Consider the following 24,658-nt stretch of genomic DNA (forward strand, 5'->3'; position numbering starts at 1 on the left):
TCTCGGGCGGTCACGGGTCCGGCGGGGCGGCGGTCTCAGTGCCAGGGCAGCTGCCCGCGGCGCTCCCAGTAGGCGTGCGGGTCCTCGGTGAGGGCGCCGAGGCGCGCCACCTGGTCGTCGTCGAGGTCGACCGCGGCGGCGTGCAGGTTCGAGCCGAGCTGGTTGACCGTCGCCGCGCCGGACAGGACGACACCGGCCCAGGGCTGCCGCAGGACCAGGGCGAGGGCGACCGCGTCGCAGCCCAGGGCCGTCTCCTCGGCGACGGCCCTCAGGACGTCGGGTGCGTGCGGCTCCGCGAGGCGGCCGTTGGCCATGCCCTCCTTGACGATCACGGTGAGTCCGGCCTCGTGCGCCTCGGCCAGCGCGGGTCCCGCGGAGACCTCCAGCGCGTTGTACGTCGACTGGACGGTACGGAAGAGGGGCTCGCCGTCCACGGTCACGGCGAGCGCGGCGCGGATGGCGTCGGCCTGGGCGGGGCCGCTGGTGGAGAAGCCGACGGTGCTGCCCTGCGCGGCGGCCTCGGCCAGCCTGGCGTGCAGTTCCTTGTCGGTGAGGGCGGGGCTGTCCGGGGTGAGCGAGTGGATCTGGTACAGGTCGAGCCGGTCGCCGAGCAGGGCGTCGGTCTCGGCGCGCTGGCGGTCGTAGGTCGCGAGGCCGTGGTCCTTGACCTCGTGCTGGTCGGCGTCGGTGGACCAGTCGGCGGTGTAGGTGTAGCCCCACTTGCTGCCGACCACCACGTCGTCGACGTCCGGGCGGTCCCGGAGCCAGCCGGCCAGGAACTCCTCCGAGCGGCCGTAGGAGCGGGCCGCGTCGAAGTAGCGCACGCCCTGCGCATAGGCGGCGTCGAGGAGGTCGTGGGTGCGTTCGCGCAGCGCCTCGACGGTGCGGTCCGCTCCGAGGTCGCGGTCGCGGCCGAGGTTGATGTAGCCGGGGCGGCCGACGGCGGCGAGACCCAGACCGATGTGGCAGGTGGGGGTGGTCGCCGCGGCCAGGCGGGCGAAGGGCATCGCGGGCTCCGTTCGGTCGACTGCTGAGCTGCTGAGCTGTTGACCAACGTAACCGCGATGCCCGTCGGGCACACCGCCTGCCGCCTGCCGCTGCGTCCCGCCGCTACTTCTTGGCGTCCGCCCAGGCGTGCTGGGCCGCCACGTCCGCCTTCACCTCGGCGAGCTGGACGGCGACCGCGCTCGGCGCCGTACCGCCGCGGCCGTCGCGGGAGGCGAGCGCGCCGGGGACGTTGAGCACGGTGCGCACCTCGGGGGTGAGGTGCTCGGAGATCTTGGCGAACTGCTCGTCGGTCAGCTCGTCCAGCTCCTTGCCGTCGACCTCGGCGACCTTCACGCACTCGCCGGCCACCTCGTGCGCGACCCGGAACGGCACGCCCTGCCTGACCAGCCACTCGGCGATGTCGGTGGCGAGCGAGAAGCCGGCCGGGGCCAGCTCCGCCATCCGCTCGCGGTGCACGGTGAGGGTGGCCATCATGCCGGTGAAGGCGGGGAGCAGGACCTCCAGCTGGTCGATGGAGTCGAAGACCGGCTCCTTGTCCTCCTGGAGGTCGCGGTTGTACGCGAGCGGGAGGGCCTTGAGGGTGGCCATCAGGCCGGTCAGGTTGCCGATCAGGCGCCCGGACTTGCCGCGGGCCAGCTCGGCGATGTCGGGGTTCTTCTTCTGCGGCATGATCGACGAGCCGGTGGAGAAGGCGTCGTGCAGGGTCACGAAGGAGAACTCCTTCGTGTTCCAGATGATGATCTCCTCGGCGATCCGGGAGACGTTGACGCCGATCATCGCGGTGATGAAGGCGAACTCGGCGACGAAGTCGCGCGAGGCGGTCCCGTCGATGGAGTTGCCGGCGCTGCCGTGCTCGAAGCCGAGGTCCCGGGCGACGGCCTCGGGGTCCAGGCCGAGGCTGCTGCCCGCGAGCGCGCCCGAGCCGTACGGGGAGACGGCCGTGCGCTCGTCCCACTGGCGCAGCCGCTCCGCATCCCGGCCCAGCGCGTGGGCGTGGGCGAGCACGTGGTGGGCGAAGAGCACCGGCTGGGCGTGCTGGAGGTGGGTGCGGCCGGGCATGGCCACGTCCGGGTGGGCCTCGGCGAGGCCGATCAGCGCGTCCTGGAGGTCGGCGATCAGACCGCCGACGGTCCGGGCGTGGTCGCGCAGGTACATCCGGAAGAGGGTCGCCACCTGGTCGTTGCGGGACCGGCCGGCGCGCAGCTTGCCGCCGAGGTCCGCACCGAGGCGCTCCAGCAGCCCGCGCTCCAGGGCCGTGTGGACGTCCTCGTCGGCGATGGTGCCGGTGAAGGAGCCGTCGGCGACGTCCGCCTCAAGCCAGTCGAGCCCGGCGATCATCCGGGTCAGCTCGTCCTCGGTGAGCAGCCCGGCCTTGTGCAGCACGCGGGCGTGGGCGCGCGAACCGGCGATGTCGTAGGGGGCGAGCCGCCAGTCGAAGTGGACGGACGCGGACAGCTTCGCCAGCGCCTCGGCGGGACCGTCGGCGAAACGGCCGCCCCAGAGCCGGACGTCACCGCTGTTGCTGCTCACTTGGGTCGCTCCTCACCGTACGATCACTGACATGCATGAGTATGCAGAACTCTGCATGATTCGTCAATCTTGCAGGTTGGTGCCGCCCACGGCGTCCCGCACCCCCATAATCGTTAGACATGGGAAAGACTTATGAGCGCATAGACGGCAGACTCCGCACCTTCATCGAGGCGCAGCCCCTCTTCTTCACCGCCACCGCCCCCCTGGCCGGCGACGGCACGGTCAACCTGTCACCCAAGGGCCTCACGGGCTGCTTCGCGGTGCTGGACGAACTGGCCGTGGCCTACCTCGACTTCGCGGGTTCCAACGCGGAGACCATCGCCCACCTGCGGGAGAACGGGCGGATCACCCTGATGTGGTGCGCCTTCCAGGGCCCGCCGAACATCGTGCGGGTGCACGGCCGCGGCGAGCCGGTCTTCCGCGACGACCCCCGCTTCCCCGAACTGCTCACCCACTTCCCGGACATCGACACCACCGCGCACGGCCTGCGCGCGGTCATCGTCGTGAGCGCCGAACTCATCCGCGACACCTGCGGCTACGCCGTCCCCTTCATGGCCTACGAGAACGACCGGGACCTGCACGGCAAGCGGTTCGCGCGGGAGGACGACGCCTCGCTCAGCGCGTACTTCACCAAGAAGGAGCACATCGCCTCCAGCATCGACGGCCTCCCCGGGCTGCCGTTGCCGCTGCCTCCCTCTACCGTCTGAACCATGCGCCCCGGTGCCGTCGCCGTCCTCGTGTCCGCCTCCCTCCTCCTGCTCGGCGCCGCCCCCGCCGACGGCCCCGCTCGTCCGCCGCTTCCGGCCCGGATGGCGGACACCGGCGGCGGCACCCAGCTGATCACCGCCGTCGCGCCGGACACCGGCTCGACCACGGGCACCGTCACCTGGTGGGACCGCCGGGGCGGGTCCGACGGACACTGGGTGGCAGCGGGCTCCGCACCGGCCCGCTTCGGGTCCGGCGGACTCACCGACGGGCCGACGCGCGTCCAGGGCACCAGTACCACCCCGACCGGCCTGTACGACCTGCCCTACGCCTTCGGCATCGAGCGCGCACCGGGCGGCACCGCGTACCGCTACCGCCCGGTCCACGAGGACTCCTGGTGGTGCCAGGACAACGCCTCCCGCTCCTACAACCGCTGGACCGAACCGCGCCCCGCCGACTGCCGCGCCACCGAGGCCGAGCACCTGATCACCTACACCGCCCAGTACGCGCACGCCCTGGTCGTCGGCTTCAACTACCACCGCCCGGTGCGCGGCCGCGGCGCGGGCATCTTCCTCCACGTCGACGGGCACGGGGCGACGGCCGGATGCGTGTCGGTGCCGAAGGAGGCCATGCGGCGCATCCTGCGGTGGGCCGAGCCGGGCGAACGGCCGCACCTCGCGATCGGCACCGAGGGCGGGGCGACGGCGGTCACCCGCTACTGAACGCGGACGGCACCACCCGCACGGGCTGAACGCTCGCCCGGTACGGCGCGTATCTGTGGGCCAAGGGCCGAGTCCCCCACGGAGGAACCGTGACCACCACGCTCGCCGGCGGCCGTGCCGCCCGCCGTCAGACGATGCGGCGCATCCGCCCGCGCCGCTCCCCCGCCGTCCCCCTGCTGCTCGCCGTGTGGGCGGGCGCGGCGGGCGTGTTGTGGCTGTGGTGGCGCAACACGCCCGCCATCTCCGACCAGACCGGCATGATCCTCAACGCGGGCCGGATCACCGGTCTGCTCGCCGGGTACCTGATGGCGCTGGTGGTGCTCCAGATGGCGCGGGTGCCGGCCCTGGAGCGGCGCGTCGGGTCCGACCGGGTCGCCCGCTGGCACGCCATGACCGGCCGCTACACCCTCTGCCTGGTCCTGGCCCACGTCTTCCTGATCATGTGGGGCTACGCGGCGCAGGCCGGCAAGGGCCTCGGTGACGTCGTGGCGCAGACGGTCGACTCCGTGAACCAGCTCCCGGACCTGGGCAAGGCGGCCGTCGGCACCGGCCTGCTGGTCGTCATCGGGCTGCTGTCCGTCGGCCCCGTGCGGCGCCGGATCCCGTACGACGCCTGGTACCACGTGCACCTGCTCACCTACGCGGCCGTGTTCCTGACCTTCTGGCACCAGCTGACCACCGGCAACGACTTCGCCGTCGAACCGGCCGCCAAAACCGTCTGGTACGCGCTGTACGGCTCGGTGACCGCGCTCGTGCTCTGGTACCGCGTGCTGACCCCGCTCCGGCTGAACCTCCGGCACCGGTTGCGGGTGGAGGCGGTGATCGAGGAGACGCCCGGGATCGTGTCGGTGCTCATCGGCGGGCGCCGGCTGCACCGGATGGGCGCGGAGGCCGGGCAGTTCTTCCGCTGGCGGTTCCTGGCGCCGGGCATGCGGTTCAGCTCGCACCCGTACTCGCTGTCGGCGGCGCCCCGCCCGGACATGCTGCGGATCACCGTGAAGGCGATCGGCGACCACAGCGCCCGGCTCCGTGAGCTGACGCCCGGCACCCGGGTGTGGGCGGAGGGCCCGTACGGCGCCCTGACCGCCCAGCGCCGCAGCCGCGGCAAGGTGCTGCTGGTGGCGGGCGGGGTGGGGATCACGCCGATGCGGGCGCTGTTCGAGACGCTGCCCGGCGCGTCCGGCGACATCACGCTGCTGTACCGGGCCAACAGCACCCAGGACCTGGCGCTCTGGGACGAGCTGGCCGGTATCGCCGACGCGCGCGGCGCCCGGCTGATGTACGCGGTCAACAGCCCGGACGGGGAGCGTCCGGACATCTCGGCCGAGACCCTGGCCCGGAAGATCCCGGACGTCGAGCGCCACGACGTCTTCCTGTGCGGGCCGCCCGGCTTCGCCCAGTCGGTGTACGAGGCACTGCGCGGCGCGGGGGTCCCCGCTCGCCGTATCCACCACGAGTCGTTCGAGATGTGAGCGACGGACATCAGGAGTCCAGGACAGATGAGGAAAAGCCACCCCGTTCGGCGGACCGTGCTCGCCGGGGCCGCCACCGTGTCCGGGATCGTGCTGCTGCTGTCGCTGAAACCGGCGTCCGACCCGGGCTCCGCCTCGGCGGCGGGCGGCGCGGCCCCGCCCGTGGCCGCTCAGTCGCCGCAGGGCGGCCGGGACGCCGGGGCCGGCACCGTCACGGGTGACGCGGCCGGTACGCAGTACGGTCCCGTGCAGGTCCGGCTCACCGTGAGCGGCGGGAAGATCACCAAGGCCGAGGCCGTGCAGGCGCCCAAGGGCGGGCAGAGCGACCGGGTCACCGCGGACGCGGTACCCAGGCTCAACCAGGCGGCGGTCGCGGCCGGCAGCGCCGACATCGACGCGGTCTCCGGGGCCACCTACACCAGCGCCGGGTACGTGAAGTCCCTCCAGTCGGCGCTGGACAAGGCGGCCGCGGCGGCCGGCTCCGGAGCCGCCGAGGAGGGCTCGGGCACCGGCGCCGGGCAGGGCACGCAGGTGCTCACCGGTGACGCCGCGCAGACCCAGTACGGGCCCGTGCAGGTCCGAGTCACGGTCGGCGCCGGGCGAATCACCGACGTCGAGACCCTCCAGGCGCCGAAGGGCGGGCGCAGCGACCAGGTCACCGCCGACGCCGTACCCAAGCTCGAACGGGCCGCCGTCGCCGCGGGCAGCGCCGACATCGACGCGGTCTCCGGCGCCACCTACACCAGCGCCGGGTACCGGCAGTCGCTCCAGTCGGCGCTGGACCGGGCCGGTGGCTGACACCGGAGCCGGATCCGCCGAGGCTCCCGCCGCGGTGCGTCACGTGGAGGAGGCGATGGGGACCGTCTTCTCCTTCGACGTCCGCGGCGGGGAACCCGCGGCCGTACGGGCGGCGTTGGACGAGGCGGTCGCCGGGCTGCACCGGGCCGACGAGGTGTTCAGCACGTACCGGGAAGGCAGCCAGCTGTCCCGGCTGGCCCGCGGGGAACTGACCGTCGCCGCGTGCGCGCCGGAGGTCGCCGAGGTGCTGGAGCTGGCGGCCGAGGCGGAGCGGGTGAGCGACGGCTGGTTCAGCACGCGGTACGAGGGGCGGCTCGATCCGACCGGGATCGTCAAGGGCTGGGCCGTGGAGCGCGCCGCGCGGCGGATCGCGGCGGCGGGCGGTGCGAGCGGGGTCAGCGTCAACGGCGGCGGGGACGTGCAGTTGCTCGGGACGCCGGGGGCGGCGCGACCGTGGCGGGTCGGGGTGTCGGACCCGCTGCGCCCGGGCGGGCTCGCGGCGGTCGTCTCGGCGGCGGGGGCGGCGGAGCTGGCCGTGGCGACGTCCGGTTCCGCCGAGCGCGGCGCACACGTCGTCGACCCGCGCACCGGCCGCTCCGCGGTGACCGACCTGCTGTCCGTGACGGTGGTGGCACCCCGGCTGACGTGGGCGGACTGCTGGGCGACGGCGGCGTTCGCGATGGGGGCGCGGGAGGGGCTGCGCTGGCTGGAGTCGCTGGCCGGGGTGGAGGCGTTGCTGATCACGGCGGGGGACGAGGTGCGGTGCACGGGGGGATTGGCGGGGTGGCTGGGGTGAGTGGCGTCGGCGGCGTGCCGCTGCGCCCGGCCTTGCTGCAACCCCCAGGGGCGCGGGGAACTGCGCGACCGGCCACGACGCACCCGCACCCGGCAGACCACCGCTCCGCCCCCGCCCCCTCACCCCCCGTTCTGAGCCAACCGCAGCAAGTGGTCCGCCAGCGCCTGCCCACCCGTCGGCTCCCGGCTGATCAGCATCAGCGTGTCGTCGCCCGCGATCGTCCCCAGGATGTCGTGCAGCTCCGCCTGGTCGATCGCCGAGGCGAGGAACTGCGCCGCCCCCGGGGGCGTCCTCAGGACCACGAGGTTCGCGGACGCCTCCGCGGAGATCAGCAGCTCCGCGGAGAGCCGCCGCATCCGCTCCTCCTTGGCCGACTCCCCGAGCGGCGCCCGCGGGGTGCGGAAGCCGCCCTCGCTGGGCACGGCGTAGATGAGGTCGCCGTCGGTGTTGCGGATCTTCACCGCGTTCAGCTCGTCCAGGTCCCGGGAGAGCGTCGCCTGGGTGACGGTGAGCCCGTCGTCGGCGAGCAGCTTCGCCAGCTGGCTCTGCGAGCGCACCGCCTGCCGGTTGAGGATGTCCACGATCCGGCGGTGGCGTGCGGTGCGGGTCTGCGGCAGGGCGGGCCCGGCCGTCTGCTCGTGCTCCTGCGCGTGGCTCATCGTCGTCTCATTCTCCGGATCGTCCGTCCCCGTGGGCCGCCTCGGCGACCTGGTCAAGGATGCCGGGCAGCGCCCCGAGGAACGCGTCGGCCACGTCGTCGCCGAGGTTCAGCGCGGGCATCAGCCGTACGACATCGGGTGCGGGCGCGTTCACCAGGATTCCGGCGTCCTGAGCCGCCTGCTGCACCTGGGCGGCGAGCGGCTCGGTGAGCACGATACCCAGGAGCAGGCCGGCGCCCCGGACGTGGGCGATCAACGGGTGCCCCAGGCCCTCGATCTCGCCGCGCAGCCGCTCGCTCTGCCGCTTCACGTTGTCCAGCAGTCCCTCGTCCTCGATGGTGTCGAGGACGGCGAGTCCGGCGGCGCAGGCGACCGGGTTGCCGCCGAAGGTCGTGCCGTGCTGGCCGGGCTGAAGGAGTTCGGCGGCGCGTCCGAAGGCGACCGTCGCGCCCAGGGGCAGTCCGCCGCCGAGGCCCTTGGCGAGGGTGACGACGTCCGGCAGGACACCTTCGTGGGCCTGGTACTCGAACCAGTGCCCGGTCCGGCCGACGCCGGTCTGCACCTCGTCCAGGACGAGCAGCGCACCGGTGGCGGCGGTGATCGCGCGGGCCGCCTTCAGATAGCCGGCGGGCGGGACGACGACCCCGTTCTCGCCCTGGACCGGCTCGATGACCACCAGGGCCGTCTCCTCGGTGACCGCCGCGGCGAGGGCCTGCGGGTCGCCGTACGGTACGTGCGTGACGTTGCCGGGCAGCGGCAGGAACGGTTCCTGCTTGCCGGGCTGGCCGGTCAGGGCGAGGGCGCCCATGGTGCGGCCGTGGAAGCCGCCGTGGGTGGCGACCATGTGCGGCCGGCCGGTCAGTCGGCCGATCTTGAAGGCGCCCTCGTTGGCCTCGGCGCCGGAGTTGCAGAAGTAGACCTTGCCGTCGCGGCCGAAGTGCCTCAGCAGCCGTTCGGCGAGGGCGACGGGCGGCTCGGCGATGAAGAGGTTGGAGACGTGGCCGAGGGAGGCGATCTGCCGGCTCACGGCGTCCACCACGGCCGGGTGGGCGTGGCCGAGCGCGTTGACCGCGATGCCGCCGACGAAGTCGAGGTACTCCTTGCCGTCGGCGTCCCACAGCCGGGACCCCTCGCCGCGCACCAGGGGCAGGCGCGGGGTGCCGTAGTTGTTCATGAGGGTGCCCTGCCACCGCTCGGTCAGCTCCGTGTTGCTCACGACTCCCCCTGTTCGTCGGGCACGACCATCGTGCCGATCCCCTCGTCGGTGAAGATCTCCAGCAGGATCGAGTGCTGGACCCGGCCGTCGATGACGCGGGCGGTGGTGACGCCGCCCCGTACGGCGTGCAGGCAGCCCTCCATCTTCGGCACCATGCCGCTGGAGAGGTCGGGCAGCAGTTTTTCCAGCTCGGACGCGGTGAGGCGGCTGATCACCTCGTCGGAGTGCGGCCAGTCCTCGTAGAGGCCCTCGACGTCGGTGAGGACCATGAGAGTCTCGGCGCCGAGCGCCGCAGCGAGTGCCGCAGCCGCCGTATCAGCATTGACGTTGTAGACATGGTGGTCGTCCTGGGAGCGGGCGATGGACGAGACGACCGGGATGCGGCCGTCGGCCAGCAGTGCCTCGATGGCGCCGGTGTCGATCTCGGTGATCTCGCCGACCCGGCCGATGTCGACGAGCTCGCCGTCGATCTCGGGCTGGTGCTTGGTGGCGGTGAGGGTGTGCGCGTCCTCGCCGGTGAGGCCGACGGCGAGCGGTCCGTGCTGGTTGAGCAGCCCGACCAGCTCGCGCTGCACCTGTCCGGCCAGCACCATCCGTACGACGTCCATGGCGTCCTCGGTGGTGACGCGCAGCCCGGCCTTGAACTCGCTGACGATGCCGTGCTTGTCGAGGGCGGCGCTGATCTGGGGGCCGCCGCCGTGCACGACGACGGGCTTGAGACCGGCGTGCCGCAGGAAGACGACGTCCTGGGCGAAGGCGGCCTTGAGGTCCTCGTCGATCATGGCGTTGCCGCCGAACTTGATGACGACGGTCTTGCCGTGGTGCCGGGTCAGCCAGGGCAGCGCCTCGATGAGGATCTGGGCCTTGGGGAGCGCGGTGTGCTTCCGCGTGGGTCCGCTGCTCATGACGAGTACGCGCTGTTCTCGTGGACGTAGTCGGCGGTGAGGTCGTTGGTCCAGATGGTGGCCGTGGCGTCGCCCGCGGCGAGGTCGGCGACGATGTGCACCTCGCGGTAGCGCATGTCGACCAGCTCGCGGTCCTCGCCTACGCCGCCGTTCTTGCAGACCCAGACGCCGTTGATGGCGACGTTCAGCCGGTCGGGCTCGAAGGCGGCGTCGGTGGTGCCGATGGCGGAGAGCACGCGGCCCCAGTTGGGGTCCTCGCCGTGGATGGCGCACTTGAGCAGGTTGTTGCGGGCGATGGTGCGGCCCACCTGGACGGCCTCCTCCTCGGTCGCTGCGTTCACGACCTCGACCTTGATGTCCTTGCTGGCGCCCTCGGCGTCGCGGATGAGCTGCTGTCCGAGGTCGTCGCAGACGGTGCGGACGGCCTCGGCGAAGGCGTCGTACTCCGGGGTGACGCCGGAGGCACCCGAGGAGAGCAGCAGCACGGTGTCGTTGGTGGACATGCAGCCGTCGGAGTCGACCCGGTCGAAGGTGACCCGGGTTGCGGCGCGCAGGGCGCGGTCCAGGGCCTCGGTCTCCAGGTCGGCGTCGGTGGTGATCACGACGAGCATGGTGGCGAGGCCGGGGGCGAGCATGCCCGCGCCCTTGGCCATGCCGCCCACCGTCCAGCCGTCCTTCGTCACGACGGAGGTCTTGTGCACGGTGTCGGTGGTCTTGATGGCGATGGCGGCCTTCTCGCCGCCGTGCTCGGAGAGCTGACCGGCGGCCGCCTCCACGCCCGGGAGCAGCTTGTCCATGGGGAGCAGTACGCCGATGAGCCCGGTGGAGCACACGGCGACCTCGCCCGCCCCCGTGCCGAGCACCTCGGCGGTCTTCTCGGCGGTGGCGTGGGTGTCCTGGAAGCCCTTGGGTCCGGTGCAGGCGTTGGCGCCGCCGGAGTTGAGCACGACGGCGGTCAGCTCACCGCTCTTGAGTACCTGCTCGGACCACAGGACCGGCGCGGCCTTGACGCGGTTGGAGGTGAAGACGCCCGCGGCGGAGCGTCGGGGGCCGGTGTTGACCACGAGGGCCAGGTCGGGGTTGCCGCTCTCCTTGATCCCGGCGGCGATGCCCGCCGCCGTGAACCCCTTCGCTGCCGTCACACTCACGGCGCAACTCCGATCGTCGTCAGTCCGGTGGTCTCGTCGAGACCGAGGGCGATGTTCATGCTCTGGACGGCACCGCCCGCGGTGCCCTTGGCCAGGTTGTCGATGGCGCTGATGGCGATGATCCGGCCCGCGGCGGCGTCGTACGCGACCTGCACCTGGACGGCGTTCGAGCCGTACACGGAGGCGGTCGCGGGCCACTGCCCCTCGGGCAGCAGGTGCACGAACGGTTCGTCGGCGAGGGCCTTCTCGTAGGCGGCGCGGACCGTCTCGGCGGTGGTGCCGGGCTTCGCCTTGGCGGTGCAGGTGGCGAGGATGCCGCGGGGCATCGGCGCGAGGGTCGGCGTGAAGGAGACGGTGACGGGCTCCCCCGCCACCGCGCCGAGGTTCTGGATCATCTCGGGAGTGTGCCGGTGGCCGCCGCCGACGCCGTACGGGGACATGGAGCCCATGACCTCGCTGCCCAGCAGGTGCGGCTTGGCCGCCTTGCCGGCGCCGGAGGTGCCGGACGCGGCGACGATCACGGCCTCGGGCTCGGCGAGCGCGGCGGCGTAGGCCGGGAAGAGCGCCAGCGACACGGCGGTCGGGTAGCAACCGGGCACCGCGATGCGCTTGGACCCCTCCAGCGCGGCGCGGGCACCCGGAAGTTCGGGGAGGCCGTAGGGCCAGGTGCCGGCGTGCGGGGAGCCGTAGAACGCCTCCCAGTCGGCGGCGTCCTTGAGCCGGAAGTCGGCGCCCATGTCGACGACGAGGACGTCCGGGCCGAGCTGCTCGGCGACGGCGGCGGACTGCCCGTGCGGCAGCGCGAGGAAGACGACGTCGTGCCCCGCGAGGACCTCCGCCGTGGTCGGCTCCAGGACCCGGTCGGCCAGCGGCAGCAGATGCGGCTGAAGCGCACCCAGCCGCTGCCCGGCGTTGGAGTTGCCGGTCAGGGCGCCGATCTCGACCTCGGGGTGGGTCAGGAGCAGACGCAGCAGCTCACCGCCCGCATACCCACTCGCTCCGGCCACCGCCGCACGTACCGCCATGGAAAACCTCCTCCTGGATGGCATGACTATACGTTTCGCTGCACGTTTATGCAACGCGCTGCATCGGGCTCCGCTACGCTGCCGTTCTCGCACCTGGAGATCTCGGGGAGGGGCGAGCCGTGCGTTCGTGGATCATCGAGCTGATCGGCGGGCTCAGGCCGTGGCAGCGCGGTGCTCTCGTCGCGTGCCTGTGCGCCCTCGTACTTCCCCTGTGGTTCGCCGCGGGGAACACGGACCGGTATCGCCATGGGCAGTCGGCCGTGACGGAGGGGCACGTCGACTGCGAGTGGGACGGGCCGTGCCAGGGCGCGTGGACGCTGGCCGACGGAAGCCGGGGCCGGGGCAGCATCGACGGCCTGGACTTCACCGCCGAGGAGGAGCTCATCGAGGACATCCCGCTCTTCGGTGGCCGCGACTGGGCGGTCGCCGACCGCGGGACCCTGCTCCGCCACGCGGTGGCCCAGTACACGGTGGCGACGGCCGGCGCGGCGCTCGTGGTCTGGATCGCCCGGCGGCGCTCGACGTACAACCAGGAGATGCGTTCGTTGAGGCAGCGCTACCGCAGCACTACGCCTTGACGGCCTCCGCGATCCGCAGCGCGGCCTGGTCGGGCGTGAGGTGGGTGGTGTCGACGACCTCGGCCTCGGCGTGCAGCCAGGTGCGGGCCGCCTCGGCGTAGGGTTCGAGGTGGCGGAGACGGAACGGCGAGTCCGGCCCCAGTACGGTGTCCCCCGCGATGCGCCCCCGCAGGGTCTCCCGGTCGGCGTGGAGGACGAAGTGCCGCACCGGAATCCCGTGCCCGGCGAGACCGCCCGCGATCTCCCTCCAGTACTCCTCGACCAGGACCGTCATCGGCATCACCAGGGTGCCGCCGGTGTAGTCGAGCACGCGCCGGGCGGTCTCGACGACGAGGGGCCGCCACGGCGGCCAGTGCTGGAAGTTGTCCGTCCCGGGCAGCCCCGGCGTGATGTCCATGAGCGTCTCGCCGACCTTCTCGGCGTCGAACACCCGGGAATCCGGAAGCAGCCGCTGCACCAGTGCGGCGGTCGTCGTCTTGCCCGCACCGTGCGTCCCGTTGAGCCATACGATCATGCGTCCCCACGCTAGCCCGGACCGGCGACGCCGCGTGGCGGTTTCGCCGCCGGTCCGGGGCGCGGGCTACCGCTCTCTGATCCGCAGGAACGTCACCGAGTTCGCCGGGAAGGTGTACGTGAACTCGCTCGCCGCCCCCGAGAAGGTCGACGTCACCGGGGTCACCGGGGTGTCCGTCTCGGTGTTGACCGCGTCCTGGGCGGCGGCCAGCGTGGTGACGCGGGCCCTGGAGGCGACCTGGGTGCCGCCGAGGTCGACGGTAGTGCGGGCGGCCGTGTCCTGGGCGTTGACGACCTTGACGATCAGCTCGCCGGTGCGGTCGTCGCGCGTGACGGTCTGGCGGAAGGGCTCGGCCGGCTTGTCGTCGGTGAAGCTGCCCCACTCCTCGCCGTCGAGGTAGAGGGTGACCTGGCGGCCCCGGACCTTGACGTCGATGTCGTAGGCGCGGTCGGTCTCGATCGACCCGGCCTTGGACAGGAGCGTCGACTTGCCGCCGTCGGAGGCCTGCTCGACCGCGGACTGGGTGTTGTTCCAGCCGCCCAGGTTCCACCAGTAGTAGTTGCCGGTGTCCTTGACGCCGAAGGCGACCAGGAAGCCCTCCTTGCCGGACTTCTTCGTGGCCTTCACGTGCAGGTCGTAGTCGTGCCAGGCCGGGTCGCCCGCCGTGACCAGGGTGTTCTCGGCGGCCGGGTCCGTCTGGACGTACTGGCCGTCCCGGACGGTCCAGCTGCCGGTGCCCGAGTGGGTCCACCGCGAGGCGTCACCGGAGAAGTCGTCGGACAGGAGCGTCTCCCCGTCGGCCGAGGTCACCCTCACGTCGTCGTACGCCGCGCTGGTCGCCCAGGTCGACAGGCCCACGGCGCCGGTGATGGGGCCGCTGACGGCGGGGGTGCCGGTGGCCTTGGAGGGGACCACGCGGTCGCCGGTGTTGTTCATGAAGAGTTTCTGGACCTCGTAGTTGGCCGAGTTCCAGGACGCGTGGTTGTTGAACCAGATCAGGTCCGGGCTCCACTGCACGTAGTCCTCGTTGGCGAGCAGCGGGGCGTAGGAGGCCAGCTTGACCACGTCGGCGTTGCGCTCCAGGCCGGTCATGAAGGCGGCCTCGGCGAGGGCGTTCTTCCAGGCGTTGCCCTGGGAGGCGTACTCGCCGAGGAAGACCTTGGGGCCGCTGCGGTCGTAGGAGTCGTAGCGGTCGTTGTTCTGGAGGAACCACTGCGGGCTGTTGTAGTAGTGCTCGTCGACCATCGCGACCCCGGCCTCGCGGTTCAGCTGCCAGGCGGTGTCGAAGGTGGCGCCGGAGTCGTCGGGGCCGGAGTTGGAGACGACGGTGATGTCCGGGTACTTCGCCTCGACGGCGGCGCGGAACCGCTCGAAGCGGGCGAAGAACTCCTTCGGGAGGTTCTCCTCGTTGCCGACTTCCAGGTGGGTGAGGCGGAAGGGCTTGGGGTGGCCCATCGCGGCGCGCTTGGCGCCCCACTCGCTGGTGCGGGGGCCGTTGGCGAACTCGATGAGGTCCAGGGTGTCCTGGATGTGCCGCTTCAGCAGTGCCTCGTCGTCGACGGCCTTGTTCTGGCCGCAGCCGGTGACCAGGGCGGGGACCACGGGCAGCGGCATGGCGCCGATATCCTCGGCGAAGCGGAAGTACTCGTAGTAGCCGAGGCCGTAGCTCTGGTTGTAGCCCCAGAAGTTGGCGTTGGTGGCGCGCTCCTCGACGGGGCCGACGGTGTCCTTCCACTGGTAGGAGCGGGTGCGCTGCCAGCCGGAGTCCGCGCTGTAGTCCGCCATGGAGCCGGTGTTGACCAGGCAGCCGCCGGGGAAGCGCAGAAAGCCGGGGCGCAGGGCCTCGATCTTCTCCGCGAGGTCCCTGCGCAGGCCGTTCGGCTGGTGCCGGTAGGTGTCGCGGGGGAAGAGGGACACCATGTCGAGGGCGGCGGGGGCGGTGGTGGCGACGGCGAGGCGGCCGCGGTTGCTGGTGCGGGTCGCGGTGAAGGTGGCGGTGTACTTGCGCCACTTCCCCTCCGCGGCCACCTCGCGCACCTTCGCGAGGGAGCCCGCGGCATCCCGGAGGGCGACGGTGAGGGTGGTGCCGCTCTCGGCGCGGGACCAGACCGAGAAGTCGTACCGCTCGCCCTTCTCGACCCGGATGCCGGTGTTGTAGCCCGCGTTGGTGACGGTGGAACCGGCGGCCAGGGAGAGGTAGTTGCGGTTGCGCTCGTTGAGGCGGCCCTCGTCGTCCACCACCTCGGCCGTGCCGTCGGCCGCCCACGCGGTGAGCGGGGTGTACGAGGCGTTGTCGGCGGTGGAGTACTCGAAGGACCGGTTCTGCACCAGCTCGGCGTACAGGCCGCCGTCGGCGGCGCGGTTGATGTCCTCGTAGAAGACGCCATACATCGTGTCGTCGATGGTGGGGCCCCGGCCGGACGGGTCGACGGTGATCGTGTAGTCGGCGACGGCCTCGGCGTGTGCCGGGGAGGGCAGCAGGGCCGAGGCCGTCAGGAGGGCGGTGACGCTGAGACCGAGTCTCCAGCGGGTGCGTGACATGGATACTCCGCGGCTCTCACTAGACAGTCGTTCGAGATATCGGACATTGGTCAGCACTTCGAACGGCAAGATAGGGAGGGGGTAGCGGCGCGTCAATGGGTCGCGCGGCAACGAGTGGGCCGGAGCGGGAAAGCGAGTGGAAATGGGCGAGTTGTGGCCGGTGCCCGACGTACTGGCGTACCTCGCGGGGCGCTGGCGCACCGAGCGCTCGGTGCGGGATCTGGCGAGCGGCCTGGAGGGCCGGTTCGAAGGGGTCACCTCCTTCGACGCGCTCGACGGCGGCGGGCTGATCAGCCGCGAGTCGGGCGCCTTCACCTGGCAGGGCGTGACCCGGCCCGCCGAGCGCACGCTGCGCTACGAGCCGGGGAGCGCGCCGGGCCGCGTGGACGTGCGCTTCGCGGACGGCCGCCCCTTCCACGGCCTGGACCTGACCGCGGGACACCACGTCGCCGACCATCCGTGCGCCGCCGACCTCTACCGGGGCGAGTTCACCGTCCGGGACCCGGACCGCTGGCGGACCGTATGGCGGGTGGGCGGCCCGGCGAAGGACCTGCTGCTCACCACGGACTACCGTCGCGAAACGCCGCATACGTAGCACCCTGGTCCGGCGCGCCTTCGAAACGGAGGCTCCAGCGGCCCGCGCGGCCCGTCACGGTGGCCGCCGACAGCGGGCGGACGTCCAGGTTCCAGTACGTTCCCGGCGGCGCCTTCAGCACGTAGACCAGCGCGGCCCGGATCACCGAGGGCTCGGCCACGGCGACGATCCGGTCGCCGTCCTCGCCGGGGCGGGTGTCGAGCCAGCCGCCGACCCGGGTGATGAAGCCCAGCAGCGACTCCCCGCCGTGCGGCGCCGACCGCGGATCGGCGAGCCAGGCGTCCACCGCCCCCGGCTCGCGCGCCATGGCCTCACCGAGCGTCAGTCCGCGCCACCGGCCCATGTCACAGTCCCGCAGGGCGAGTTGGACCAGCGGAGCGCAGCCGAGGGCGTCGCCCGTGGCACGGCTGCGGGGCGTGGGTGAGCAGTAGCGCAACTCGGCCGCCGCCAGCGGCAGCAGGCCGCCCGCGGCGCGCAGCACCTCGTCCCAGCCGGCCCGGTCCAGCGGCCGGTCGTCGTCGAAGCGCTCCGCCAGCAGCGGTGAGCTGCGCGCCGCCGCGACGAACGTGACCCGAAGCGCCATGCGGTGATGGTGGAGCGCTGAGGTGTCCAGGTCAAGGGGAGTTACCTGTGGTTCACACAGGGTGGGCCGGGGCTCACCGGCCGAAGGCGAACGCCATCCACTGCTCGGGGCGGTCCAGCGCCGTGAACCCGAGCTTCTCGTAGACCCCGTGCGCGTCGTGCGTCGCCAGCAGGATGCGCCGCAGCCCGTGGGGCGCCAGGTGCTCGCGCACGGCCGCGACCAGGGCCGTGCCGAGGCCCTTGGCCCGCACCGACGGGTCGACGTACACGTCGCAGAGCCACGCGAAGGTGGCCAGGTCGGTGATCACCCGGGCGTAGGCGACCTGCTCGCCCGAGACCGCGTCGTACACCCCGAAGTTGAGCGAGCCGCGATGGCCCGGTCCTGCTTCTCGCGGGTCCGTCCCCGGGCCCAGTACGCGTCGGTGGACAGCCAGTGGTGCACGCGCCCGGCGTCGATGCGGTGCGGGTCGGTGGAGATCTCGTAGCCCTCGGGCAGCTTCGGCGTGTCGGTCATGCCGGGATGCTCGCAGGGCCGCGAAGAGCGCGTCGAGCGGATATCGCGCCGCCGTCAGCCGCCCCACACCTCCAGGCAGGCGGCGCGCAGGCGCCGTACCCCCTCCGCGATCTCCCCCGTGTTCGCGACCGCCGCGAAGCTCAGCCGGAGGTGGGCGGCCGGGGGCTCGGCGCTGAAGTACGGGCGGCCCGGGGTGATCGCGACGCCCGCGCGCAGGGCGGCCGAGGTAAGGGCGCTCTCGTCGGCGCCCTCCGGCAGGCGCGGCCACAGGTGGTAGCCGCCGGAGGGGATGTGGGCGAGGGTGATCTCGGGGAGCTGCAGACGCAGCGCGGACGTCATGGCGTCCCGGCGGGCCCGCAACTCCGCGGAGACCGCGCGCAGATGGCGCGGCCAGGCGGGCGAGCCGACGAGTTCCAGCGCCGCCTCCTGGAGCGGCCGGGGCACGAAGAAGGTGTCGACGATCTGGATGGCGCGCAGGCGTTCGAGGACAGGGCCGTGCGCCGCCAGGGCGCTCACCCGGAAGCTGGGCGAGGTCGCCTTGGTCAGCGAGCCGACGTGGACGACGACGCCGTCCGGGTCGTCGGCGGCGAGCGGGGCGGGCAGCGGGCCGGCGTCCTCGTGCACGAGGCGGCGCACGAAGTCGTCCTCCACGACGAAGGCACCGGCCGCCCGCGCGATGGCCAGCACCTCCCCGCGCCGCTCGGGGGCGAGCACGGCGCCGGTCGGGTTCTGGAACAGGGGCTGGCAGACGAAGACGCGGGCGCCGGTGGCGCGGAAGGCGTCGGCGAGCAGGGCGGGCCGTACCCCGTCGGCGTCCACGGGGACCGGCACCGGGCGCAGTCCGGCCGCCCGCGCGATGGCCAGCATGCCGGGGTAGGTCGGGGACTCGACGAGGACGGGAGTGCCGGGCGGGGCGAGCGCGCGCAGGGCGGTGGCCAGCGCGGACTGGCCGCCCGCGGTGATCAGCACCTCGGCCGCCGTGATGGCGCCGCCGATGCCGCGCGCGAACCACTCCCGCAGCTCCGGCAGCCCTTCCATCGGCGGCCGGCCCCAGGCGCCCGGCCGCCGCCCGGCCCGGGCCAGGGCCGCCGCCATCGCCCGCTCGGGCTGCAAGGACGGGTGCAGGTAGCCGCCGTTGAACTCGACGACTCCGGGCGGCGGGGCGGCCAGCGAGACCAGCACTCCGGAGGCGTCCACCGAGCGCGGTACGAGGTCGGCGGCGCCGTCGGCGCTGAGCGCGACCTCCTGCCAGGAGGTGTCCCCGACGGGTGCGGCCGAGGGGCGCGGCCGGGCCCGGAAGGCACCGGCGCCGGGCCGGGTGACGACCAGCCCCTCCGCGGCCAGCTGGGCCAGGGCCCGGGAGACCGTCACGGGGCTCACCCGGAACCGGTCGACGAGGGCCCGGCTGGACGGGAGCTTTCCGCCGGGTGAGTAGCGGTCCAGCTCCCGCCGCAACACGGACACCAGGTCAGCGACGCTGCTACGCTCTTGCATGAGAGCACAGAGTAGCGCTACCGAATCACCTCGGATAGCAGTCGGCGCCGCGAGCGCGGAGAACCGCGGCGCCTCCTTCGGTACCGTCCAGGCCGCCCTGGGTGTCGTCGCCTTCTCCCTCACCTTCCCGGCCACCGCCTGGGGTCTGGAGGGCTTCGGCCCCTGGTCCCTGATCGCCGTGCGCAGCATCCTGGCTGCCGCGATCGCCGGTGCCTGCCTGGTGGGCCTGCGGGTGGCGCCGCCCGAGCGGCGGCACTGGTTCGGCCTCGCGGTGGTCGGCGCCGGGGTGGTGCTGGGCTTCCCCCTGCTGACCACGCTCGCCCTGCAGACCTCGACCACCGCGCACGCCGCCGTCGTGGTGGGGCTGCTCCCGCTGACCACCGCGCTGCTGTCCGCCCTGCGCGTCGGCACCCGCCCCTCGCGCACCTTCTGGATCGCGGCCCTGGCGGGCGCGGCGGCCGTGATCGCCTTCACCGTGCAGCAGAGCGGCGGCGCGCTGACCTCGGCCGACGCCTATCTCTTCGCGGCGCTGCTGGTGTGCGCGGCCGGTTACACGGAGGGCGGGCGGCTGGCCCGCCAGATGCCGGGGTGGCAGGTCATCGGCTGGGCGCTGGTGCTGTGTCTGCCGCTGACGGTGCCGATGGCGGCGGTGGCGCTGTCGTTCGAGCCGGTGCACCTGACGGCGCACAGTGTGACCGGGCTGTTGTGGGTGGCGATCGGCTCGCAGTTCCTCGGCCTGGTCGTCTGGTACCGGGGCATGGCGGCGATCGGCATCCCGAAGGCCAGCCAGTTGCAGCTGGCCCAGCCGCTGCTCACACTGGTGTGGTCGGTACTTCTCCTGGGCGAGCACCTTCCGGTGGCCGCTCCGCTGACGGCCGCGGCCGTACTGGTGTGCATCGCGGTCACCCAGCGGGCCAGGGGTTAGCCCCGGTCAGACCGTCAGACCCTGCCCTCGGGCGGCACACAGGTGAGGAGGCTCACGGATGCGCGCAACCAAGGGCGACCAGCTGGTCCAGCACGGCCGGGTGGTCGGTGAGCACGACAAGGTCGCGGAGATCGTCGAAGTCATGGGCGACCAGGGCACTCCCCCGTACCGGGTCCGGTTCGAGGACGGCCACGAGGCCGTCTGCTCGCCCGGCCCCGACTCGGAGATCCGGCACAGGGAGTCCCAGCTGTAACCCCGGCGGCACACCGCGCGGAAGCGGCTCAGCGCGGGACGGTGGCCGGCTGCGTGTAGTGGTCGGCGGCCACCCGCGCCATGGCGCCGCCGCGGTCCTCGGCGACGTCCTTCGCGGAGAAGTAGACGTGCCCGCGGACCTCGGGGTGGCGTGCGGCCAGTGCGAGGTGGCGGGAGAGCTCGGCCGGGTCCTGCCAGGCGGCGGGCTGGGCCGGGTCCCCGGACTTGTACAGCGCCTCGCCCACGTACAGCTGGGTGCGGCTGCCTTTGGCCACCTCGGCCCACCAGGGCAGCAGCTTCGCGTAGTCGGCGCCGTCCATGCCGATGTTCCAGTACAGCTGCGGCACGACGTAGTCGATCCAGCCCTCGCGCACCCACTTCCGGGTGTCCGCGTACAGGTCGTCGTACGTCTGCACGCCCGCCCGGGTCTCGGAGCCGCGCTCGTCGGTGGCGGAGTTGCGCCACACGCCGAAGGGGCTGACGCCGAAGCGGGCGGTCGGACGGACCTCCTTGACGCGCTGCGCCGTCTCGCGCACCAGCCGGTCGATGTTGTCCCGGCGCCAGTCGGCCTTCGTGGCGAAGCCGGTGCCGAACGTGCCGAAGGTTCCGCCGTCGTCGAAGCTCTGGCCCGCCACCGGATAGGGGTAGAAGTAGTCGTCGAAGTGGACCCCGTCCACCGCGTACTTCTCCACCGCGTCCATGATCGCGTCCAGCACGAAGGCCCGGACCTCGGGCAGCCCCGGGTTGTAGTAGAGCTTCCCGCCGTACGGCACCACCCACCCCGGGTTCTTGCGCGCCGGGTGAGAGGAGACGAGGTGGGCCGGGTCGTCGTGGGTGGCGACGCGGTACGGGTTGAACCAGGCGTGCAGGTGCAGGCCGCGGGCGTGGGCCTCCTTCACGGCCGTGCCCAGCGGGTCCCAGCCCGGGTCGCGGCCCTGGCTGCCGGACAGGTACTGCGACCACGGCTCGTGCGCCGAGGGCCACAGCGCGTCGGCCGTCGGGCGGACCTGGAGGATCACCGTGTTCAGGTGGTGCCGCACCGCGTTGTCGAGGTGCTCGATCAGCTCCGCGCGCTGCTCGGCGGCGCGCAGCCCCGCGCGGGTGGGCCAGTCGCGGTTGGCCACGGTGGCCAGCCACATCCCCCGCATCCCGGCGGCGGCGCTGCGCGAGGGCTCCGGCTTCCCGGGACCCGGGGCCGCGGACGCTCCGGGCGTCCCGGGTGCCAGCGTGAACGCCGACAACGCCGCCACCGCGAAGGCACGGCGCGATACACCGCCCATGGGAAGACCTCCTGAACGCTGTGGATCCGTACGGTCACGGATCGTGTACGGGGCCTCAGCATGCCCGACCCGGGAGACGGATCCGTGACCATTCGGGGGTAACGTGCTCGATCGGAGCAGGCGACGGGGACCCCGGCATGCCTGCTGCCAGCCGTGGAGTCAGCGAAAGGGACGATGTGACCGGCATCTCGGGAGATATCGCACGCGTCGGCGTGGTGGGCTGCGGTCAGATGGGGGCGGGCATCGCAGAGGTGTGCGCCCGCTCGGGTCTGGAGGTGATGGTCGCCGAGACCACCGGCGAGGCTCTGGAGATCGGCCGCACCCGGCTGTACAACTCGCTGACCAAGGCGGCCGAGCGTGGCAAGATCACCGAGGAGGAGCGGGACGCGACGCAGGCGCGCCTCAGCTTCACCACCGACCTCGGCGAGTTCGCCGACCGTGATCTGGTGATCGAGGCCGTCGTCGAGAACGAGCAGGTCAAGACCGAGATCTTCCAGGTGCTCGACCAGGTGGTGACCCGGCCGGACGCGATCCTGGCGTCCAACACCTCCTCGATCCCGCTGGTGAAGCTGGCGGTCGCCACCTCGCGCCCCGACCACGTCATCGGCATCCACTTCTTCAACCCGGCCCCGGTGCAGCAGCTGGTCGAGCTGATCCCGGCGCTCACCACCTCCGAGGGCACGCTCAGCCGGGCCCAGCTGTTCACCGAGAAGGTGCTGGGCAAGCACGCGATCCGCGCCCAGGACCGTTCCGGCTTCGTGGTCAACGCGCTGCTGATCCCCTACCTGCTCTCCGCGATCCGGATGTTCGAGTCCGGCATCGCCAGCCGCGAGGACATCGACAACGGCATGGAGATGGGCTGCGCCCACCCGATGGGTCCGCTGAAGCTGGCCGACCTGATCGGCCTGGACACGGTCGCCTCGGTGGCGTACTCGATGTACGAGGAGTACAAGGAGCCGCTGTACGCCGCTCCCCCGCTGCTCCAGCGCATGGTCGACGCGGGCCGCCTCGGCCGCAAGAGCGGCTCGGGCTTCTACGCCTACGGCTGATCGCGCCCGAGCCTGAGATGGTGCAGCAGGAGCAACGCGGCCGCCATGGTGGCGGCCGGGACCTCCCCGCGGGCGACGAGGTCGGGTACGAGCTTGAGGGGCACCCACTCCCGGCGGTCCGACTCGAAGTCGTCCACGGGGTGTCCGACGTATGTGCCCTCGTCGCTGAAGTAGACGTGGTGCCGGGCGTCGGTGAGGCCGTTGGAGGGCTCCACGCTCATCAGGTGGTGCAGCGGTCCGGGCCGCCAGCCGGTCTCCTCCTCCAGCTCCCTGGCCGCCGCCACCGCGACGTCCTCGCCGTCCTCGACGACGCCGGCCGCGAGTTCCCAGCCCCAGCTGTCGGTGATGAAACGGTGCCGCCACAGCAGGAGGACCTCGCCCGCCTCGTTCACGACCGTGGCCACCGCCACCGGACGCATCCGTATCAGGAAGTGGTCGAGGTGCCGCCCGTCCGGTAGGGCGACATCGGCCAGATTGACGCTGAACCAGCGATTTGAGTACACATTCTGTTCGCTCTGTTTCGTCCACTGCACGGTTTTGCCACCTTCCTTTGAGTAGGTGGCAATATCGCAGCAGCAGCGTTCCGGCAGCAGGCGTACGACGGCCGCTCACGGCGCAGGGACGGGCGCAGGGTCCGCGCGGGCGGGCCGCCTACAGCGGTACGCGCAGTGCCCCGTCGATGAGTTCGGCCGCCTCGACCGTGCCCGCGCACCCGCTGCTCACCAGGTGCTCGCGCACCGCGCGCAGTCTGTCGCGCAGCCGCTGGGACTCCATTCCCCGGGCCTGCTCGGCCATCCGCACGGCCGTCGCCCCCGCCTTGTCGGCGTTGCCCTGGCGCAGCTCGATGGTGCTGAGCATGGCGAGCCGGTGCACCCGGCCCCGGTCGTGCGCCGGGGTGTCGACGGCCGCCGCCGCGTGCTCCCCGGCCGCCGCGAGTTCGCCGAGGCTCAGCAGCGCCTCCGCCACCTGGACGTTCACCAGTCCCGGCTGGACGTAGCCGGTCTCGTCGGGCTCGTAGCCCCGCCGGATGCGCTCGGCGGCCTGCTCGGCCCGGCGGATGCAGGCCAGCGCGGCGCTGCCGTCGCCCAGGTGCGCGTACGCCTTCGCCTGCATCGCGTACAGGTCGGAGGCGAGCGCCGGGGTGATGTGCCGTCCGGCGGCGCGCAGCGCGGCCTCGGCGAAGGCGACGGCCTGCCGGTACTCCCGCATGAACAGCGCCTGGTTGACCAGCAGCGCGATGACGTAGGCGCCGAGCCCCCGGTCGCCGCTGGCCTTGGCGAGCCGCAGCGCCTGGTGGAAGTAGCGCTGCGCGAGGCCGTGCGCGTCGGAGTCGTACGCGCAGATCCCGGCCACCGCCACCAGGCCCCCGGTGGCCCGGTGCAGCTGCCGCCCGGTGGCGTCGGTGTAGCTGCCGCGCAGCAGCGGGGCGGCCTCGGAGTTGAGGAAGCCGACGATGCGGGCGCGGGTCGCGATGCCGCCGGCCTTGCGGTACATCTGCTCGTAGTGCGTGCGGGCGCAGCGCACCATCTCCAGGTCGGCCGCGGTGACGCGGTGCCGCCCGCCGCGGGAGACGTCCGTGTCCTCGGGCGGGTTCTCCCACTCCCACACCGGCATCACGGCGGGCGTGCCGGTGAGCGCGGGGGCGCCCAGGATGTGCGGGCGCCGCTGCTGGTCGGAGCGCCACAGGGCGGTCGCGCGCTCCACGAACCCGGACAGCGAGCCGGTGTGCGGGGCGACGGGTTCGCCGGGCACGCCGAGGCCGATGTCGTCGAGAGTGACCGGGCGGTGCAGCCGGGAGGCGAGGACCTCGCAGATCAGGTCGGGCACCTGGCCGCGCGGCCGCTGCCCCTTCAACCACCGTGCGACGGCGGTGTGTTCGTACCTCAGTGCGATCCCGCGCGCCCGCCCCGCCTGGTTGACGTGCGCGGCCAGCCCCGCGTGCGAGATCCCGGCCTCGTCGAGGATCGCGTCGAGCAGGGTGTTGGGCTGCATGGTGCCCCCCGGTGGATCGGTGCCGACAGCGTAGTGCGTCGGTCTTCACACGGGGTGTGAACGGAGTGCGCGCATCCGTAGCGTGTGCGCGCTGTCGCGGAGAGTTCCGGGCCGGTTGACTGAAGGGCCTCGAAAGAGGCCGGCCGGGCCGCCGGCTCCCCCTCGTACAGTGCGGCGGCCCGTATCCACGCCGTCCGCCCGGCTGCCTGCCCGACACTCCGTGGCGGGGCGGACGGCGAGCCGGCTTCGCGGTGCGACCAATCGCCGTTCAGTGTGCGGTGCGTTGTCGGCTGCGGGTGCACTGTGGCTGGTCGCGCAGTTCCCCGCACCCCTGAAAAACAAGGCACGTTGCGCTGAC

General features: G+C 72.6%; 24 protein-coding genes and 1 pseudogene. 10 read left to right on the top strand and 15 right to left on the bottom strand.

The window, feature by feature from the left end; genetic code table 11:
- Positions 1-35: 35 nt before the first annotated feature.
- Both ACGH52_RS08320 and argH read right to left on the bottom strand, forming a co-directional pair.
- Positions 36-1,007, bottom strand: coding sequence for an aldo/keto reductase (locus ACGH52_RS08320; RefSeq protein ID WP_399938400.1), 972 nt, complete (start codon positions 1,005-1,007; stop codon positions 36-38).
- Positions 1,008-1,110: 103 nt separating this feature from the next.
- Positions 1,111-2,538 (bottom strand): argininosuccinate lyase, encoded by a 1,428-nt coding sequence (gene argH / locus ACGH52_RS08325; protein ID WP_399938402.1) that lies wholly within the window; start codon positions 2,536-2,538, stop codon positions 1,111-1,113.
- A gap of 119 nt (positions 2,539-2,657) precedes the next feature.
- Here argH and ACGH52_RS08330 point away from each other — a divergent pair, with 119 nt between their 5' ends.
- From ACGH52_RS08330 to ACGH52_RS08350, 5 genes are all read left to right on the top strand, one after another.
- Positions 2,658-3,245, top strand: coding sequence for a pyridoxamine 5'-phosphate oxidase family protein (locus ACGH52_RS08330; protein ID WP_399938404.1), 588 nt, complete (start codon positions 2,658-2,660; stop codon positions 3,243-3,245).
- 3 nt (positions 3,246-3,248) lie between these two features.
- The gene (locus ACGH52_RS08335) at positions 3,249-3,965 is read left to right on the top strand and encodes a L,D-transpeptidase (protein WP_399938406.1); all 717 of its coding nucleotides are present in this window, start codon (positions 3,249-3,251) and stop codon (positions 3,963-3,965) included.
- A gap of 89 nt (positions 3,966-4,054) precedes the next feature.
- On the top strand, positions 4,055-5,437 hold the full coding sequence (locus ACGH52_RS08340; RefSeq protein ID WP_193777617.1) for a ferric reductase-like transmembrane domain-containing protein: 1,383 nt from the start codon (positions 4,055-4,057) through the stop codon (positions 5,435-5,437).
- Positions 5,438-5,464: 27 nt separating this feature from the next.
- Positions 5,465-6,235: an FMN-binding protein gene (locus ACGH52_RS08345; protein WP_399938408.1), complete on the top strand. Its 771-nt coding sequence runs from the start codon at positions 5,465-5,467 to the stop codon at positions 6,233-6,235.
- 55 nt (positions 6,236-6,290) lie between these two features.
- The gene (locus ACGH52_RS08350; protein ID WP_076973689.1) at positions 6,291-7,031 is read left to right on the top strand and encodes an FAD:protein FMN transferase; all 741 of its coding nucleotides are present in this window, start codon (positions 6,291-6,293) and stop codon (positions 7,029-7,031) included.
- 119 nt (positions 7,032-7,150) lie between these two features.
- On the opposite strand, the gene ACGH52_RS08355 is transcribed toward ACGH52_RS08350, so the two are convergent.
- From ACGH52_RS08355 to argC, 5 genes are read right to left on the bottom strand one after another with little or no spacing between them, the layout of a single operon-like run.
- On the bottom strand, positions 7,151-7,690 hold the full coding sequence (locus ACGH52_RS08355) for an arginine repressor (RefSeq protein WP_059299601.1): 540 nt from the start codon (positions 7,688-7,690) through the stop codon (positions 7,151-7,153).
- A gap of 7 nt (positions 7,691-7,697) precedes the next feature.
- The gene (locus tag ACGH52_RS08360) at positions 7,698-8,906 is read right to left on the bottom strand and encodes an acetylornithine transaminase (protein ID WP_399938410.1); all 1,209 of its coding nucleotides are present in this window, start codon (positions 8,904-8,906) and stop codon (positions 7,698-7,700) included.
- On the bottom strand, positions 8,903-9,811 hold the full coding sequence (argB, locus tag ACGH52_RS08365) for an acetylglutamate kinase (RefSeq protein WP_076973538.1): 909 nt from the start codon (positions 9,809-9,811) through the stop codon (positions 8,903-8,905). The genes ACGH52_RS08360 and argB overlap by 4 nt, the downstream gene beginning before the upstream one ends.
- Positions 9,808-10,959: a bifunctional glutamate N-acetyltransferase/amino-acid acetyltransferase ArgJ gene (gene argJ, locus ACGH52_RS08370; RefSeq protein ID WP_399938413.1), complete on the bottom strand. Its 1,152-nt coding sequence runs from the start codon at positions 10,957-10,959 to the stop codon at positions 9,808-9,810. The genes argB and argJ overlap by 4 nt, the downstream gene beginning before the upstream one ends.
- Positions 10,956-11,984 carry an N-acetyl-gamma-glutamyl-phosphate reductase gene (gene argC / locus ACGH52_RS08375; protein WP_399938415.1) on the bottom strand — a complete coding sequence of 343 codons (1,029 nt, stop codon included), beginning with the start codon at positions 11,982-11,984 and terminating at the stop codon, positions 10,956-10,958. The genes argJ and argC overlap by 4 nt, the downstream gene beginning before the upstream one ends.
- Before the next feature lie 119 nt (positions 11,985-12,103).
- Between argC and ACGH52_RS08380 the strand changes: the two genes are divergently transcribed.
- Positions 12,104-12,562: a hypothetical protein gene (locus ACGH52_RS08380; protein ID WP_399938417.1), complete on the top strand. Its 459-nt coding sequence runs from the start codon at positions 12,104-12,106 to the stop codon at positions 12,560-12,562.
- On the opposite strand, the gene ACGH52_RS08385 is transcribed toward ACGH52_RS08380, so the two are convergent.
- Positions 12,552-13,076, bottom strand: a complete 525-nt coding sequence (locus ACGH52_RS08385; RefSeq protein ID WP_121702572.1) for an AAA family ATPase — start codon at positions 13,074-13,076, stop codon at positions 12,552-12,554. The two genes, ACGH52_RS08380 and ACGH52_RS08385, sit on opposite strands and share 11 nt — an antisense overlap.
- Before the next feature lie 66 nt (positions 13,077-13,142).
- Positions 13,143-15,617, bottom strand: a complete 2,475-nt coding sequence (locus ACGH52_RS08390; protein WP_399938419.1) for an alpha-L-arabinofuranosidase C-terminal domain-containing protein — start codon at positions 15,615-15,617, stop codon at positions 13,143-13,145.
- Positions 15,618-15,759: 142 nt separating this feature from the next.
- Here ACGH52_RS08390 and ACGH52_RS08395 point away from each other — a divergent pair, with 142 nt between their 5' ends.
- Positions 15,760-16,212: a DUF6314 family protein gene (locus ACGH52_RS08395; RefSeq protein WP_210977506.1), complete on the top strand. Its 453-nt coding sequence runs from the start codon at positions 15,760-15,762 to the stop codon at positions 16,210-16,212.
- Here the strand turns inward: ACGH52_RS08395 and ACGH52_RS08400 are convergent.
- The 3 genes and pseudogenes from ACGH52_RS08400 to ACGH52_RS08410 all read right to left on the bottom strand — a co-directional run bounded on the left by ACGH52_RS08400 (position 16,175) and on the right by ACGH52_RS08410 (position 18,802).
- Complete coding sequence (locus ACGH52_RS08400) at positions 16,175-16,795, bottom strand: histidine phosphatase family protein (protein ID WP_076973545.1); 621 nt, start codon at positions 16,793-16,795, stop codon at positions 16,175-16,177. The two genes, ACGH52_RS08395 and ACGH52_RS08400, sit on opposite strands and share 38 nt — an antisense overlap.
- A gap of 73 nt (positions 16,796-16,868) precedes the next feature.
- A pseudogene (locus ACGH52_RS08405) lies at positions 16,869-17,308 on the bottom strand (GNAT family N-acetyltransferase).
- A 54-nt stretch (positions 17,309-17,362) separates the two neighbouring features.
- On the bottom strand, positions 17,363-18,802 hold the full coding sequence (locus ACGH52_RS08410; RefSeq protein ID WP_210977508.1) for a PLP-dependent aminotransferase family protein: 1,440 nt from the start codon (positions 18,800-18,802) through the stop codon (positions 17,363-17,365).
- On the opposite strand from ACGH52_RS08410, the gene ACGH52_RS08415 reads away from it, so the two are divergent.
- Together ACGH52_RS08415 and ACGH52_RS08420 are read left to right on the top strand one after the other, a co-directional pair.
- Positions 18,801-19,727: a DMT family transporter gene (locus tag ACGH52_RS08415; RefSeq protein WP_399938422.1), complete on the top strand. Its 927-nt coding sequence runs from the start codon at positions 18,801-18,803 to the stop codon at positions 19,725-19,727. The two genes, ACGH52_RS08410 and ACGH52_RS08415, sit on opposite strands and share 2 nt — an antisense overlap.
- A gap of 58 nt (positions 19,728-19,785) precedes the next feature.
- A complete protein-coding gene (locus tag ACGH52_RS08420; protein WP_076973549.1) occupies positions 19,786-19,980 on the top strand; it encodes a DUF1918 domain-containing protein in 195 nt (64 codons plus the stop codon).
- Positions 19,981-20,008: 28 nt separating this feature from the next.
- Here the strand turns inward: ACGH52_RS08420 and ACGH52_RS08425 are convergent, their stop codons facing one another.
- Positions 20,009-21,259 (bottom strand): glycoside hydrolase family 10 protein, encoded by a 1,251-nt coding sequence (locus ACGH52_RS08425; RefSeq protein ID WP_399938424.1) that lies wholly within the window; start codon positions 21,257-21,259, stop codon positions 20,009-20,011.
- 137 nt (positions 21,260-21,396) lie between these two features.
- Between ACGH52_RS08425 and ACGH52_RS08430 the strand changes: the two genes are divergently transcribed.
- Positions 21,397-22,308, top strand: coding sequence for a 3-hydroxybutyryl-CoA dehydrogenase (locus tag ACGH52_RS08430; protein WP_079032931.1), 912 nt, complete (start codon positions 21,397-21,399; stop codon positions 22,306-22,308).
- Here the strand turns inward: ACGH52_RS08430 and ACGH52_RS08435 are convergent.
- Positions 22,299-22,841 (bottom strand): NUDIX hydrolase, encoded by a 543-nt coding sequence (locus tag ACGH52_RS08435; protein ID WP_121702567.1) that lies wholly within the window; start codon positions 22,839-22,841, stop codon positions 22,299-22,301. The two genes, ACGH52_RS08430 and ACGH52_RS08435, sit on opposite strands and share 10 nt — an antisense overlap.
- A 118-nt stretch (positions 22,842-22,959) precedes the next feature.
- Entirely contained in the window at positions 22,960-24,300 is a 1,341-nt protein-coding gene (locus ACGH52_RS08440) for a transcriptional regulator (RefSeq protein WP_399938426.1), read from the bottom strand.
- Positions 24,301-24,658 lie beyond the last annotated feature (358 nt).

This window comes from Streptomyces sp. BBFR25 (genome assembly GCF_044590125.1).
GTDB lineage: Bacteria > Actinomycetota > Actinomycetes > Streptomycetales > Streptomycetaceae > Streptomyces > Streptomyces canus_D.

What these genes read in the sequence shown, in the direction of transcription:
- ACGH52_RS08320 (WP_399938400.1), bottom strand. Translation starts at nt 1,007, where the DNA reads ATGCCCTTCGCCCGCCTGGCCGCGGCGACCACCCCCACCTGCCACATC.
- ACGH52_RS08330 (WP_399938404.1), top strand. Translation starts at nt 2,658, where the DNA reads ATGGGAAAGACTTATGAGCGCATAGACGGCAGACTCCGCACCTTCATC.
- ACGH52_RS08335 (WP_399938406.1), top strand. Translation starts at nt 3,249, where the DNA reads ATGCGCCCCGGTGCCGTCGCCGTCCTCGTGTCCGCCTCCCTCCTCCTG.
- ACGH52_RS08345 (WP_399938408.1), top strand. Translation starts at nt 5,465, where the DNA reads ATGAGGAAAAGCCACCCCGTTCGGCGGACCGTGCTCGCCGGGGCCGCC.
- ACGH52_RS08350 (WP_076973689.1), top strand. Translation starts at nt 6,291, where the DNA reads ATGGGGACCGTCTTCTCCTTCGACGTCCGCGGCGGGGAACCCGCGGCC.
- ACGH52_RS08355 (WP_059299601.1), bottom strand. Translation starts at nt 7,690, where the DNA reads ATGAGCCACGCGCAGGAGCACGAGCAGACGGCCGGGCCCGCCCTGCCG.
- argB (WP_076973538.1), bottom strand. Translation starts at nt 9,811, where the DNA reads ATGAGCAGCGGACCCACGCGGAAGCACACCGCGCTCCCCAAGGCCCAG.
- argC (WP_399938415.1), bottom strand. Translation starts at nt 11,984, where the DNA reads ATGGCGGTACGTGCGGCGGTGGCCGGAGCGAGTGGGTATGCGGGCGGT.
- ACGH52_RS08385 (WP_121702572.1), bottom strand. Translation starts at nt 13,076, where the DNA reads ATGATCGTATGGCTCAACGGGACGCACGGTGCGGGCAAGACGACGACC.
- ACGH52_RS08390 (WP_399938419.1), bottom strand. Translation starts at nt 15,617, where the DNA reads ATGTCACGCACCCGCTGGAGACTCGGTCTCAGCGTCACCGCCCTCCTG.
- ACGH52_RS08395 (WP_210977506.1), top strand. Translation starts at nt 15,760, where the DNA reads ATGGGCGAGTTGTGGCCGGTGCCCGACGTACTGGCGTACCTCGCGGGG.
- ACGH52_RS08400 (WP_076973545.1), bottom strand. Translation starts at nt 16,795, where the DNA reads ATGGCGCTTCGGGTCACGTTCGTCGCGGCGGCGCGCAGCTCACCGCTG.
- ACGH52_RS08415 (WP_399938422.1), top strand. Translation starts at nt 18,801, where the DNA reads ATGAGAGCACAGAGTAGCGCTACCGAATCACCTCGGATAGCAGTCGGC.
- ACGH52_RS08410 (WP_210977508.1), bottom strand. Translation starts at nt 18,802, where the DNA reads ATGCAAGAGCGTAGCAGCGTCGCTGACCTGGTGTCCGTGTTGCGGCGG.
- ACGH52_RS08420 (WP_076973549.1), top strand. Translation starts at nt 19,786, where the DNA reads ATGCGCGCAACCAAGGGCGACCAGCTGGTCCAGCACGGCCGGGTGGTC.
- ACGH52_RS08425 (WP_399938424.1), bottom strand. Translation starts at nt 21,259, where the DNA reads ATGGGCGGTGTATCGCGCCGTGCCTTCGCGGTGGCGGCGTTGTCGGCG.
- ACGH52_RS08430 (WP_079032931.1), top strand. Translation starts at nt 21,397, where the DNA reads ATGCCTGCTGCCAGCCGTGGAGTCAGCGAAAGGGACGATGTGACCGGC.
- ACGH52_RS08440 (WP_399938426.1), bottom strand. Translation starts at nt 24,300, where the DNA reads ATGCAGCCCAACACCCTGCTCGACGCGATCCTCGACGAGGCCGGGATC.